The organism is Ruegeria sp. YKSF131 (genome assembly GCF_059612645.1).
Genome location: NZ_JBXWQZ010000010.1, coordinates 19,301 through 31,826 on the forward strand (window position 1 = coordinate 19,301; position 12,526 = coordinate 31,826).

The 12,526-nt window shown below is 52.5% G+C and carries 13 protein-coding genes and 2 pseudogenes; 12 read left to right on the forward strand and 3 right to left on the reverse strand.

Translation table 11 applies throughout. From position 1 onward, the window contains the following. Window positions 1-5: 5 nt before the first annotated feature. From AC2FLZ_RS05270 to AC2FLZ_RS05295, 6 genes and pseudogenes are all read left to right on the forward strand, one after another. Complete coding sequence (locus tag AC2FLZ_RS05270; RefSeq protein ID WP_480555837.1) at window positions 6-749, forward strand: aspartate/glutamate racemase family protein; 744 nt, start codon at window positions 6-8, stop codon at window positions 747-749. A gap of 156 nt (window positions 750-905) precedes the next feature. Beyond that, window positions 906-1,307 (forward strand): annotated as a pseudogene (locus AC2FLZ_RS05275) (IS110 family RNA-guided transposase); the annotation flags it as partial. Between the two features lie 145 nt (window positions 1,308-1,452). Next, complete coding sequence (locus AC2FLZ_RS05280; RefSeq protein ID WP_480521439.1) at window positions 1,453-2,352, forward strand: sterol desaturase family protein; 900 nt, start codon at window positions 1,453-1,455, stop codon at window positions 2,350-2,352. Window positions 2,353-2,443: 91 nt separating this feature from the next. After that, window positions 2,444-2,842 carry an IS110 family transposase gene (locus tag AC2FLZ_RS05285; RefSeq protein WP_480521441.1) on the forward strand — a complete coding sequence of 133 codons (399 nt, stop codon included), beginning with the start codon at window positions 2,444-2,446 and terminating at the stop codon, window positions 2,840-2,842. A 441-nt stretch (window positions 2,843-3,283) separates the two neighbouring features. Continuing rightward, complete coding sequence (locus AC2FLZ_RS05290; RefSeq protein ID WP_480607824.1) at window positions 3,284-3,661, forward strand: SnoaL-like domain-containing protein; 378 nt, start codon at window positions 3,284-3,286, stop codon at window positions 3,659-3,661. Between the two features lie 88 nt (window positions 3,662-3,749). Continuing rightward, entirely contained in the window at window positions 3,750-4,595 is an 846-nt protein-coding gene (locus tag AC2FLZ_RS05295; RefSeq protein ID WP_480555836.1) for a universal stress protein, read from the forward strand. 123 nt (window positions 4,596-4,718) lie between these two features. On the opposite strand, the gene AC2FLZ_RS05300 is transcribed toward AC2FLZ_RS05295, so the two are convergent. Both AC2FLZ_RS05300 and AC2FLZ_RS05305 read right to left on the reverse strand, forming a co-directional pair. Next, on the reverse strand, window positions 4,719-5,240 hold the full coding sequence (locus AC2FLZ_RS05300) for a flavodoxin domain-containing protein (RefSeq protein ID WP_209508037.1): 522 nt from the start codon (window positions 5,238-5,240) through the stop codon (window positions 4,719-4,721). 335 nt (window positions 5,241-5,575) lie between these two features. Then, window positions 5,576-6,880: a ferredoxin reductase family protein gene (locus AC2FLZ_RS05305; protein WP_496808255.1), complete on the reverse strand. Its 1,305-nt coding sequence runs from the start codon at window positions 6,878-6,880 to the stop codon at window positions 5,576-5,578. 280 nt (window positions 6,881-7,160) lie between these two features. Here AC2FLZ_RS05305 and AC2FLZ_RS05310 point away from each other — a divergent pair, with 280 nt between their 5' ends. Beyond that, window positions 7,161-7,664 carry an Hsp20/alpha crystallin family protein gene (locus tag AC2FLZ_RS05310; protein ID WP_480555835.1) on the forward strand — a complete coding sequence of 168 codons (504 nt, stop codon included), beginning with the start codon at window positions 7,161-7,163 and terminating at the stop codon, window positions 7,662-7,664. Window positions 7,665-8,763: 1,099 nt separating this feature from the next. Next, entirely contained in the window at window positions 8,764-9,171 is a 408-nt protein-coding gene (locus tag AC2FLZ_RS05315) for a c-type cytochrome (protein WP_480521453.1), read from the forward strand. 15 nt (window positions 9,172-9,186) lie between these two features. On the opposite strand, the gene AC2FLZ_RS05320 is transcribed toward AC2FLZ_RS05315, so the two are convergent. After that, a complete protein-coding gene (locus AC2FLZ_RS05320; RefSeq protein WP_480555834.1) occupies window positions 9,187-10,344 on the reverse strand; it encodes a cation:proton antiporter in 1,158 nt (385 codons plus the stop codon). Between the two features lie 121 nt (window positions 10,345-10,465). Between AC2FLZ_RS05320 and AC2FLZ_RS05325 the strand changes: the two are divergent. From AC2FLZ_RS05325 to AC2FLZ_RS05340, 4 genes and pseudogenes are all read left to right on the forward strand, one after another. Next, a pseudogene (locus AC2FLZ_RS05325) lies at window positions 10,466-10,714 on the forward strand (transposase); the annotation flags it as partial. Between the two features lie 192 nt (window positions 10,715-10,906). Further along, window positions 10,907-11,356, forward strand: coding sequence for a phasin family protein (locus tag AC2FLZ_RS05330; RefSeq protein WP_496715647.1), 450 nt, complete (start codon window positions 10,907-10,909; stop codon window positions 11,354-11,356). A 57-nt stretch (window positions 11,357-11,413) separates the two neighbouring features. Beyond that, on the forward strand, window positions 11,414-11,821 hold the full coding sequence (locus tag AC2FLZ_RS05335; RefSeq protein ID WP_209508050.1) for a universal stress protein: 408 nt from the start codon (window positions 11,414-11,416) through the stop codon (window positions 11,819-11,821). Window positions 11,822-11,935: 114 nt separating this feature from the next. Then, window positions 11,936-12,391, forward strand: coding sequence for a hypothetical protein (locus tag AC2FLZ_RS05340; protein ID WP_496881919.1), 456 nt, complete (start codon window positions 11,936-11,938; stop codon window positions 12,389-12,391). The last annotated feature ends 135 nt before the right edge of the window (window positions 12,392-12,526 follow it).

Below are 12,526 nucleotides of genomic sequence, written 5' to 3' on the forward strand. Positions count from 1 at the left end.
GTACCATGCCAATTTACGAAGGTGGTCAAAACATCTGCGGGGCTTCGATCGGGGTTTTGTGCCTTGAAAGCTATTTCCCCAAACCGCCCGGACACATCAAGAATCCGTCCAGCCTTCCGTTTCCCGTGCTCTACGAAATGATCGACGGCATCACCGTCCCGACCCTGCTGAACAACCCATCGCCTGAGTTGCTTGCCCCCTTTGTTGAGGGCGCAAAACGCCTTGAGGCCGAGGGCGTTCGCGCCATTACGGGAAGTTGCGGGTTTCTGGCTTTGTTCCAAAAGGAACTCGCCGCAGCCGTTTCCGTGCCTGTCTTTGCATCGAGCCTGATTCAGGTGCCCCTCGCCTTCCATATGACCGGAGCCAAGGCCCCGGTGGGCGTGCTGACTGCAAATGCGTCAGCCTTGACGCCAAAGCATTTCGAAGGCGTCGGAGCCGCCGGTATACCCGTCGCGGTGCAAGGATTGGAGGACACCAGCGAATTCGCTGAGGTGATCTTGCGGAATACACGGACCCGCATGGACACCGATGTGATCGAGGCCGAAGTCCTTGAAGCAGCACGGCGACTAAAACACCAAACACCGGAAATCAGGTCGCTGGTACTGGAGTGCACCGATTTGCCGCCATATGCCGCGCGTCTTCAGGAAGAGCTGCAGCTTCCCGTTTTTGACCTTACGACATTAGCACAAATGGCGCATTCTGTAGCGGTCCGGGTACCTTACTCTGGAATGATGCCATGGCAACGCTGACTGCGTCGTGCTTTTAGTGGCGAGAAATGAATTGGATCACCGTTTCGTCAAAAGACGAATGCGCCCGATTCTGGGCTCCGGTTCTGAAGGTGTAGACGCCCGCGCTGGCCTCGGTGTGCCATTTTAGGTTTGCAAACAACCTGAATGGAGGCGTTTATGGAAGATATTAGTATGATTGGCCTGGATTTGGCGAAGAACGTTTTCCAGGTGCACGGAGCGGATGGATCAGGTCATCCTGTTTTTCGGAAGAAATTGCGCAGGGGTCAGGTCCTTGAGTTCTTCGCAAAGCTGCCGCGTTGCGTGGTTGTAATGGAGGCCTGTGCCACTGCGCATTATTGGCCGCGCAAGATCAGTCGCTTGAGTCACGAAGTCAAGCTGATCCATCCGGCCTACGTGAATCCATTCGTCAAATGTCAAAAGAACGATACGGCCGATGCGGAAGCGATCTGCGAAGCCGCGAGTAGACCAACTATGCGCTTTGTTGCCGTGAAAAGTGAAGAGATCCAGGCGTCCGCAATGGTTCTGCGGGCCCGGGAGTTGCTGGTTCGGCAGCGGACGTTCGCTGAAATCTGCTGAACGGCAGAGTTGCGGACCCAAGCCGCCCTCTGATGGTATCGCTTGAATGTCTGCGTTACATTGGAGCGGTCGTCGCCTAGAACAGCTTGCAATTCTATTGCGACAGAAACCCGAATAGTGGATGTCCATGTCCGACACAATCCTTGCTGCTGAACCAACTATCCGCCTTATTGCCTTCTTATCCGTCCTGGCGGCGATGGCACTTTGGGAAGTGGCCGCACCCCGGCGAAGACGGGATATTCCGCGCGTTATCCGATGGACAAACAACCTTGCGCTCGTGGTGCTCGACACCGCCATCCTGCGGCTGACCTTTCCAATCCTCGCAGTTGGTCTCGCAGCTATGTCCGAGGATCGCGGATGGGGGCTCTTCAACAACATCGAGGCGCCGGTTTGGGTTGCCATCGTGGCCTCCATGCTGCTTCTCGATCTCGCAATCTACCTTCAGCATGTGATGTTCCACGCCGTACCGGGGCTTTGGCGTCTGCACCGGATGCATCACGCCGACCTCGATTTTGACGCGACCACTGGCTTGCGTTTCCATCCGGTGGAAATTCTCATCTCGATGGGGATCAAGCTGGCGGTTGTAGCAACCTTGGGGCCGCCCGCTGTCGCCGTGCTCCTGTTCGAGGTGATCGTGAACGCTACTGCGCTCTTCAATCACGCAAACATTGACTTGCCGCGTCCGGTGGATCGAATACTTAGATGGATCGTCGTCACTCCAGACATGCACCGAGTCCACCATTCCGTTGATCCAAGCGAGACCAACTCGAACTTTGGGTTTAATCTACCGTGGTGGGACCGACTTCTAGGCACTTACGTTGCGCAACCCGAGATGGGGCATAAGGGCATGGAAATCGGCATCGAGCAGTTTCGCACACGCCGAGACCTCTGGCTCGACCGAATGCTGATTCAGCCGCTGCGCGGCCCGGCGAGCGGAGGTGCCCTCGACACCCCGAGCCAACGGAAGCGATCTTCATCTGTCTCGTCCGGGCAAACCAAGCTTGGCACTGACCAAATAGACCAATAGCGTTGAGACTGTAGCGCGTGGCGTCTGTCCCGCTGATCCCCAGGGCGTCGCGGGCTGGTTTCGCAACCGCGAACTTACGCCCCGACGGATCGTGCATGAAAGCGGAATGTTGTCGATCTTGTTGCAGCGCGGCCTCGCCGGTCTCGGTCTGCCTGCGACCTGCATTGTTGCCCTCAAGGCGCACAAGAGCTTGTCGGCACGGCTCAACAAGTCTGACGCCACCTATGCCGAAGGATTGGCGCAGCTCGCCCGAACCGGCTGGTTCACTGCGGTGCATATCCGCAGCGAAGAGGTCGACCGGCTGCGATGCCTTGTCGGTGCCCTTGAAAGGCTGATCCGGCAGCGCAAGGACCTCGAAGGTCACATCCGTGGCGTCCTCAAAACCTTCGGCATCCGTATGATCGGTATTGGCCATTCTCCATCGAATTTGGGTCGATGGCACCGTATTCCGGCTCGACGCTGCACTGAACATGGACTGATCGTCTGTTAATCCACCTGTTGCCTGCCTGATAGCAGGCCTTCGAGGTCTCGCAGGGACGTGGTTCCGATGATGTCGTGGTCTGGACCGTCGCTGAATCTAGTCATGCACGCCTATGAGATGGGCACATCGGAAATACATCGAACCAGCATCATGTTGGCAGCCGTCGCGCTGACCACGACCCGAAGCATGTACCCCAAGGATCTCAATCGAAGGCCGTGACAGAAAGCAGAGCGGACACTAACAAGGTAAAGTTACACCGCCATGGCGGATCAATCATGCTACGCAAAACAGCTTGACTGGGACGGCTCCGTTACCGAAGTCCTGACCCTAATGGCTTCGCAGAGGTGAGTGCGAGTTGGCCGCATTACATTTACCCAAATGCTCATTGATCCTTGTCAAGATTTGCGTGGGCAAGAAGTGGTACAGTCACTGGTAATTAAGGGGGTGCTCATGGAAGAGTTGGTTGAATTCGGAAGATCATTCGTCCAGGCCATGCGTAAGCGCAGGGGCCTTGGAAGTGTTGATGAAATGTATGCTGAAAACGCACAGTCGATAGAGGCAGTTGTGCCTCCAGTTCGCCAATTCCGCGTTACAAAGGGTCGAGAAGCCATAAAGGGAAAAAGAGGGGATTGGTTGGCATCGCACGAAATTCAAGAACTAGACGTGGATGGCCCCTACGTCCACCCACCCAACCGCTTTGGAGTGCGCTTCAGGGCTGAAGTGGTTCAGAAGGCTACGGGTGAGCGTATGACCCTGCGCGAGATCGCAATGTATTCGGTGGCAGAAGGCAAGATTGTGCTGGAAGAGTTCTTCATGCTGCCTAAGTAAGAAGAGCGACTAACAACATCGTCTATTTGTTGGTTTAATCAGTGCGCATGGCTCTTGGGCGAATTGAAATTCCGGACGGAGGTCGGGAATGCAACACAGAACAGTGGCATATTATGTAGGAGTTGATGCTGACGACGCGTCGATTTTGGAATGCGCTGAAACTGCCCGTATTCAGAACGGCCACTTGATTTGTGTAATGATCGCGGCTTTACCTAACCTGCCTTACTTAAAGTATGGATCAAACAGGTTCGTTGAGGGGGGTCTTCCCTCAAACTGGTTGGATGTTCTTAACGCGCAAAATGCCGCCTTGATGTCCCGCGCCACTGAAGTTGAAGCGTTTCTGGTCGAGCAGGGCGTACCGGCAAATGTAATCGCCTTTATGGGATCTGGAGCAGAGTTACAGCATCTTGTGGCAGGACAAGCAAATTGCTCTGATATCGCTTTTCTAGACGCTGAGTTGCGAAAAGACCCCGATTTATTTCACAAGATCGCGTGCGGAGTGTTGTTTCATTCGCCGGTCCCCCTGATGATCAATGGAGATCCGTTTGCCCAACGCGACTGCATTTTTTTGGCATGGAATGATAGCCTGCCTTCGTCTAGGGCTGCGCATTTAGCTTTACCCTATTTTCTGGCGGCCAACGAAGTTGTGATTGGGTGTTTTGATTTGCCGTCGCCTGATGACGTAAAAGATCAAGTGCCCGGAACTGACATTGCTGGATGGCTCAGCCATCACGGTTGCAACGCGACCGTGTCGCAGTTCCCATGTGGTGGGGCTTCGATCGAACACTGCATTCAAGAACGCGCAAGAGAATTGGGGGCCGACCTCGTTGCTATGGGCGCTTATGGGCATTCTCATTTGCGTGAGTCAGTTTTTGGGGGAACGACGCAAGCAATGTTAGAGCAGACGAGGTTGCCAGTGCTTTTCGGACACTGATTAAACGAACCGGCGACTGTGATTTGCTGGGAGCCATAGCTAAAAATGTTCACCTGCAGATGCGGGAGCAGCCAGTTGTTATTAGGAAATCGCTTGAGATTGATGCTGGTTTGCCCGACTGTTTCAGCCAAGGAAATCTATTACAATTGACGTCAGTTCGTCCCAGTCAGTAAATTCCCGTGCCCCATCTTGTGGATCGATTTTTCGACCTAGCAAGACAACGTGCTTAAGGACCTCCCTCTCAAAATACCCGTAGTTCTCGGGCCTCACCGCGCCTGCGATCAACGCCGTCGCATTCGGTTCAAAACCTGTTCGCATAAACATTTCGTTGAGATAGTCGCGTGCTTCTTCTCGACCTGACGCGAAAGAAGCTTTTAGACCAACGGAAAGCACGAGAGACTTTCGTTTAGTTAGGGCATCTCTGTTTGAAGTGACAAAAGCCTCGAATGACTCGGGGTGCCTACGTTCGTGGACAGGGGCCAGAAGAACAACCTTGACCACACCGTCAAGCGATACGTGGCCAGAGAAATCATCGGTATTGATCAGGTTTGTTTTGAAACCGGCATTCTTCGCGACATTACAGATGAAACGCGCAATCTTTGCTGTGTGGCCTTCGACGGTAGCGAAGGCGATGAGTACGGTCATTCCGATCCTCCCAAAATCGGCCTGAATAGATTTTTTATTATGAGTAAGTGGCGAGCGTTGCCCTTGATCTCCATCAAAGGCGTTTCTTGGGAGCATATCGGGATAGTTGTGGTACGTAATTGCTGTCCAAGCGGAGAATGATTTTGAGGAAGTTCGCGACGACAGCTATTTCCAAGAGAACTTGCTTGTTTCGGCTGACAATTTTGAAACTAGCAAGGCCAAATGGTCCGTTTTGCTATCTTAAGGAAAAGGTCAAGGCAGCGGTGAAAATTGTAAAACTGATACACCACACCGAGAACTTCACCTGTTGGCGCGCGGGCAGGTTTCTGAGCAATCTAATCATAGTCAAACCTTTCAGACAAAATCCGGTAGGACGCGGTGCCCCGTGCGATTAGATGATCTTCGACGACGTCCATCATGGCAGGGGGGCCGCAGAGAACATAAAGCCAGCTTTCAAATTGCTTAGAAGATAAATTGCGGTCCAATAGGGGACCGTCGACCAAACCTGTTTCTCCGCGCCAATCCTTTGGCGGTTCGGATAGAACAAATACTGTATCTTCCTTGGATAACTCCTGGCGATAAGCAATCTGTTCCACGACCCGGTTGCCATAGATAAGCTTGATATCCTGCCGTGTCCCACTCGCCCTTGTCTGACGCAAAATGCTCAGCATCGGCGCGATCCCGACGCCACCTGCGATCAGTACAATGCCTTTCTCAGGACGGTGGTCGATCGACAGATTTCCGTATGGGGCGTCCAGATAGACCGGGGTTTGCGGAGCGATCTTTCCGAGGCCGCATGTGAAATCCCCAAGCTCCTTGATCATGAATGAAACTTCGGGTCCTTCGGCCGGTGCAGAACTAATCGAGAATGGGTTCTCGTGTAGCGAGAAGGCACTGTGGCCGACATTTAGCCAAGCAAACTGCCCTGCTTTGAAGGTCAGTCCGTTGTGACCATCGGGCTTGACGCGCAACTCCCATTGCCTCGGTGTTAGTCGACACACAGAAGTGACGTGCCACGGCCTTTTCCTCTGACACAAAGGACGAACGAGATAGACATACAGTGAAGCTCCAACTGCAATACTGGTCAGGGCAAGCCAGAGATACGTCAATAGCGGATGCCCACCGTAGCGCCCAGCATATACCGTGTGGTGCAATAGCAGGCAGGCAATCACCAAGGCTCCCAGCCCGTGTAAGAGGCGCCATGTCTCGTATTTGTAATCAAGGGATTTACGGGCAATTGCCGGGGCGACCAGAATGAACAGTAAAAAATAAGCGCCGATGCCAGATACCAGCGCAGAAAAGTCGGTCGTAATCGTAAGTTGGTGTGTTTCATCCCACGGGCGGCGTCCGCCAGAAGGCGTTCCCTGATACAGCAGCGGGTGTATAAGCGCAAAGCCGAGTGCGGTACGCGCCATCAACTGATGCACCCGCATGGTCACATCCATACCCAAACTACAAGAGATGAACCGGAACCGCCCAGACAGGACGAACTCCACCAGGATTATTGAAAATGCAAGCATTCCAAGCCCGGACCCGAGATCTTGATGAAATGGTCGCGGTGGCCATCCCAAGGACCAAGAAAAACCCAAGGGAGCCAAGATCAGCAAAACGTAAATCAGCGCCAGATACGGCCATTTCATACGGCTTTGTTCCACTGTGCTAAAGGTAGGCAACTCGGGCTCATTCAGGATAAACGCTAAGCTGACCTGGGACTCCGATCAAGCCTACTGAGATTGGTCTTAATTTCAGCACGACATGGCAAGTTTGTTGGCTGACGGTTCTTGTTTCTGTTGGCTCAGCCGGTTCGTGCGATTTGGCAAAAGCTGAAGCTGCATGCTTGCGCAAGATCAAGGTTCTTAACCGCGTTTTCTGTCATAATGTTACGCGCGCGAAATCCGACCAAAGGAGGAGGTTCAAAAAATGTTAGAAGACAAAAAGTCCCCGCAACTTTTCACTGGAACGCATCCGCTCTCAGACAATTTTCGACGTGAAATGGAAACCCTGATGTCGCGTTTTTTTGGAGCAAGATCACCTTTCCTACCAATGGAAACGGCTGCGCAACGCACGGGTTTTCCGTCTCTTGATATGACGGGTGCAATTTCACCGGCGATTGATATCCAAGAAACGGATTCTGCGATTGTTCTTACGGCTGAATTGCCGGGGCTCGAAGAGGATGACGTCGAAATTGAAGTCAAGGACCGCAGGCTAATCCTGCGCGGTCAGAAGAAGATTGCGCATGATGAAACGGGCGATCTGCGTGTCAGCGAAAGAAGCTATGGCAGCTTTTCTAGAGCCATGACGCTGCCAGACACCGTGGAAATCGACAAGGTTTCAGCAACATTCGACAAAGGCGTTTTGCATATCGAAATGCCGAAGACTAAGCCTCGGGATCCAAGTCGTAAGATAAAGGTATCGTCGAAATAGACGGCCTGCTGGTTCGCAGCTGTCCTTAAACATGACAGCACTGAGGGCCGATCATCGGTCGGCCTTTTCGAGTTGCGGACCTATAAGTGTTATTGGTTGAATCCGGGCAGACATCGTAAGTGTTTGCAATTATGCTGTTTCTGAGCACTCGTACGTGGCCATACGTTCGGTGTTGCAGCGTGGTAGAATGTCTTCACGCGATTGGATAGGCTTAGTGCTGATCCTGCTGTTCGCTAAACCGTCCGCCAGACTTGTCGAGGCGCTGTTACCCGACAGAGGTGCAGAGTTAACTAGATCTCTAGATCCTCTCATTCCTGGGATCCTAGAAATAGCTGTGGAAACAACAAAAGCTAAAGTCGAACAAATTGTAAGGGCCGAAGTGGCACACCTTCGGTCATGTATGGGGACATCTCAGCCAAACGGAATCGACTTTGTGGGGGGACAACGTTGAGACTGCTGTGTCCGAAGCGCGCTCGTACATAGACAAGATGAAACTGTTCAGCAGGTCCGATTTAGAGATATCCAGTATCAAGGGTATGTACCATATCCTCGGTCATCTTGATTGGCTGCTCTACCGGTGTAGCCAAGATTATCGGATAATCGAGTTGCCGAAGGACCGGCGTTTGAAACGGCTTGCTTCGATGATAGTTCCAGAAACTGACAGTTACTTGGAAACCGACTATCCAGAGAAACGTGAAAACACGCTGAACCGTGTTCGCCGTTTTCTACGACGGAAAAGGAAGCTTCGCAGAGACTTGCTCATTTCCGACGTTGCGACTGACAGCCTGCCAGACGGAGTGGTATCGGCTCGGTTGCGTGCTCTCAGATGGTTGCATTGAGTGTCTTATCACCTTTGGCAGAATTCTCAGGCATATGAACGTATCGGAAGGAGCATCATCTGTGGACGCAGGTGGTGAGGTCAATGTCGAGATGGCGCAATTGGATGTTCGCCTGGATTAGATTTGGCGCGTGCTCAAACTCTATTCCAATGAAACGCCAAAGTTCTTACTGGAGTGAATAAAATGAGCAAGGTCAAAGAAGTTTCCTTGGGATACTGTTTAATTGAATCTTCATCAGAGGTAGGGAATTGGAGGAGCATATGCAGTTTTTTCTAGGAATTTTATTGGCTTTGTTCACCACGGCACCTGCACTGGCGCAGGACGTCAATGTCAGTGCCGGAAGTGATTTGTACCGGAAGTATTGCTGGCAATGCCATGGTTTCGAAGCAACTGGGGATGGGCCGATGGCCGAAATGCTTGCTATTCGAACACCCGACCTCACCAAGCTGGCGAGTGAAAACGATGGAGTGTTTCCTATAGGCCGAATAGCTGAACAGATTGATGGTCGTTCACAATTGCTCGCCCATGGGGGCGAAATGCCAATCTTTGGTGCGGTGTTTGAGACAGACCAACAAATCGCGTTAGCTTTGCCTAATGGGCAACCAATGATGGTAGGCCTGCCGTTGGCGAATTTGCTCGCCTTTCTTGAATCGATCCAGGCTGAATAGTCACTGACTAATCTGCTAATCTGTATCAGCCGTGTGTTTGATAGACATGAGAGTCAATGGCGGCCCTACCACTTCGAAGGCCACAGTACTGGCTAAGGTAAAGGCCAAGATGGACGCGGCCCAATTCGGAAATTGCTCTCCGGCTACAAGGGCCATTCCAACCGCGACACCGGCCTGCGGCAGCAACGCGGGACCATACCAGGGGGCCTGACGGCGAGGCAGGCCCCCAATTCTTGCCCCGCAATAGCCCCCAACTAGGCGGGACACTATGCGCAGGATCAGGAAAAGTGCACCGACCCAGCCCATCAAGCCAAAGGCTTCAATATTCAACGTTGCGCCAGCCAGCAGGAAGAAAAGGATCATAAATGGCCACTGAATGTGCTCGATTTCATGAAAAGCACGGTCATGATGGCGGGCCAGATTCCCGATAACTGCGCCCACAACCATGCCTGTTAAAAGGAACGAAACTTCCAGCCATAATGAAAGACCTGCTGTAAGAAAGACGATTCCCACCGCTTCGGCTTGCATTGGCTCCCCCGGGTTTAAGCGACCAGTTAGGTAAGCGGACGGTACGCCTAGTGCTGCACCCAATAAAATGGCGCCCCCAAAATCCCACATCGCCGTGATCGTGACCGTGGCCAAACCGTCATAATGACCGGCCAGAACCAAGGCGATGCTGAAAACGATCAGACCCCAAGCGTCATCAATTGCGACAACGCCCTTTAAGGTCTCGGTGAAGCTGTTGGACACTCCAGATTGTTTGATTACGTCAGTCATGGCGGCCGGAGCCGTAGCTGTGGCAATTGCCGCCAGCACCAACGCTAACCCGAAGGGTACGCCAACTGCAGTTAGTCCAGCCGACACGATAAGAAAGGTCGCAATTACAATCGATATCGAAATCGTCAGAATGGCACGGCCATGCCGAACCAGGTTCTCTCGGGTTAAAGATCCTCCAAGAAGAAACGCGACCATCGTCAAGGCCACAATGGATACCTCGTCGAACCAAATGGCAACGTCGAGTGGGATCAACCCCATCCCGGCGTTCCCTGCGATCAGACCGAGGAAAAGTAAGGTTGTAACACGAGGAAGATGCGTGGCCCTGCCAAGCTGGTCGGCCGCCAATCCGGCAAGGAAGAGGACACCAAGGGTAATCAGAAAGCCGGCAACGTGCATAGAAAACCAAGCGTTAAGTTCATGTCTAGACTACTCTAACTCCAACTCCGCCTACTAGGGTCAGGATGCATTGATTTCCCGAGCGCTGCGTGATTCACGGCGCCGAAAACAGAGCGGTGACATGAGCAGTCTTTTCTGGCTGACCGACGCACAGATGGCGCGTCTGAAACCCTACTTTCCAAAGTCGCACGGTAAGCCAAGGGTCGACGACCGGCGGATTCTGAGCGGGATAATTTTCATCAACCGCAATGGGTTAAGGTGGCGCGACGCTCCTGAAGCCTATGGTCCACACAAGACGCTTTATAGCCGTTGGAAGCGCTGGAGCGAAAAGGGCATATTCGCGCGGATGTCCCAAGGTCTTCCTCTCGGCCATCGCGCTCGCAGCCGTCGTCATCTACTGGTTATGAATCCTGACCCTAGGAACCGATGTCGGAGAGATTGCGAGTGTCCCGTCGCAGCTTTAGCCGAAGGTCCTAAAAATAAGGGATATTGATCTGTATTAAGGCGAAAGCGCGCCGCAGGTGGCAAAATAGCTCATTCAGAAAATGCGGAGGAATTTTTGATGCCGACAAAGAAATCCAACACAAATAGCCCGACCTCACTTTTGGATGTTTTCAAGCAAATGCAGCCGCCCATTTCTGGCAATCCGGCCTTCGGTGCCCAGATCGAACAATTTTGGGACGCGCAAGAGAAATTGCTCGAAGAAACCGAGGCCTTTGCGCAGCATTGGTTCGAACGGCGTCATGAGGCGGTCCGGACGGCTCTAAAAGCTGCACGCAATGTGTCTTCCGCGAACCCGTCCGATCCTTCTAAAGCCTTTCAGAGCATGGCGGAGTGGCAGCGCCATTCGGCGGAGCGGTTGGTTGCTGACGCTCAGGAATGGTTCGAAACCGTGTCCCGTTGTGCATCTTATGTCGCTGAAACCGAAGCTGAAGCTGTTGAGAAAACAGTTGATGATGTTGTAGCCGCTACAAACGGCGCGGGGAAATCTTCAAAGTCTGAGCCTGTGTAGGTTTCCTGCTGCCGAGGAACCAAACTGGAATCATTGGAGCAGTAGATAGGAGGTCAAATGTACAAGAATATCCTGATCCCGGTTGCTCTGGACCAAGAATACGACACACAAGCGTCGTTTGAAGCCGCGCGCCAATTGGCTGATGCGGACGCTGTATTCACTGTGATACACGTCCAAGAGCCAATTCCGGCGTATGTAGGGTCTCAGATTCCCAGCGAAGTACTTGCCAATACGCGGCATGAAATCCTGGAAAACCTGCATCAAACTGCTTCTGAAATTCCAGGCGCGAAGGCTCGGCTCATCTCTGGGCACGCGGGTAGGGCTATTGTAGACTTCGCAAATGAGAGCGACGCGGATTGCATCGTCTTGGTTTCGCACAAGCCTGGTTTTGAGGACATATTCTTAGGTTCCACTGCGAACAGAGTCGTGCATCACGCAAGGTGTTCGGTTCACGTAATTCGTTGATCCAAGGTTAGCGACACAACCATATAACTGTATTCTACCGTAGGCTACATCCTATCATCCCGAACCAAACGCCATCTCCATTTTTGTATCGATAACCAAAAATGGAGTTGGGAAATGTCACAGTTTCGGAAACTGATTTCTCTTAGAGGAACGTATCCCTCCACTACAGCATCTACTCAAGATCTCTTTTTGCGTGCAGCTGACTTCGCAAGACGCAAAGACCACCCACTGTGGATCGATGTGAATGGCGTTTCGAATGCATACGTTGCATTTGAGCAGGCTCTTGAAGTTGCATTGATAAATGCAGCCTGCGAGACAAATGAAACTAGCCCAGAGAGATTACGCAAATTCTTCGGCGATTTCGTTTCGAAATTTGCCTTGGCTTGCCCTCGCGGGGAAGAGTTTTTGCCCGACATCGCTCGCGTCCTTTTTAAAGATAGCGAACTTAAAAATTCATTGGCTGCAACAGCTATATTGAAAGTTTGCGGCCGCGATTGCCAATTTCAGGAAGACTTTCATAGCGCCGGGCGCCAAGTCTATGGGGGCTATGATCCGCAGTTCGGACAGTGACGCAAGCGATGCAGTCTCTGGAACTACCTGCAAGTTACGTCGATTTATGGGTCACAATTTTATTGAAGCCGTTACTAGTGCGTTTCCAGACGGTTCAAAAGGGCTGAACCGCCTCGGTTTTCCCGGAGACCGATT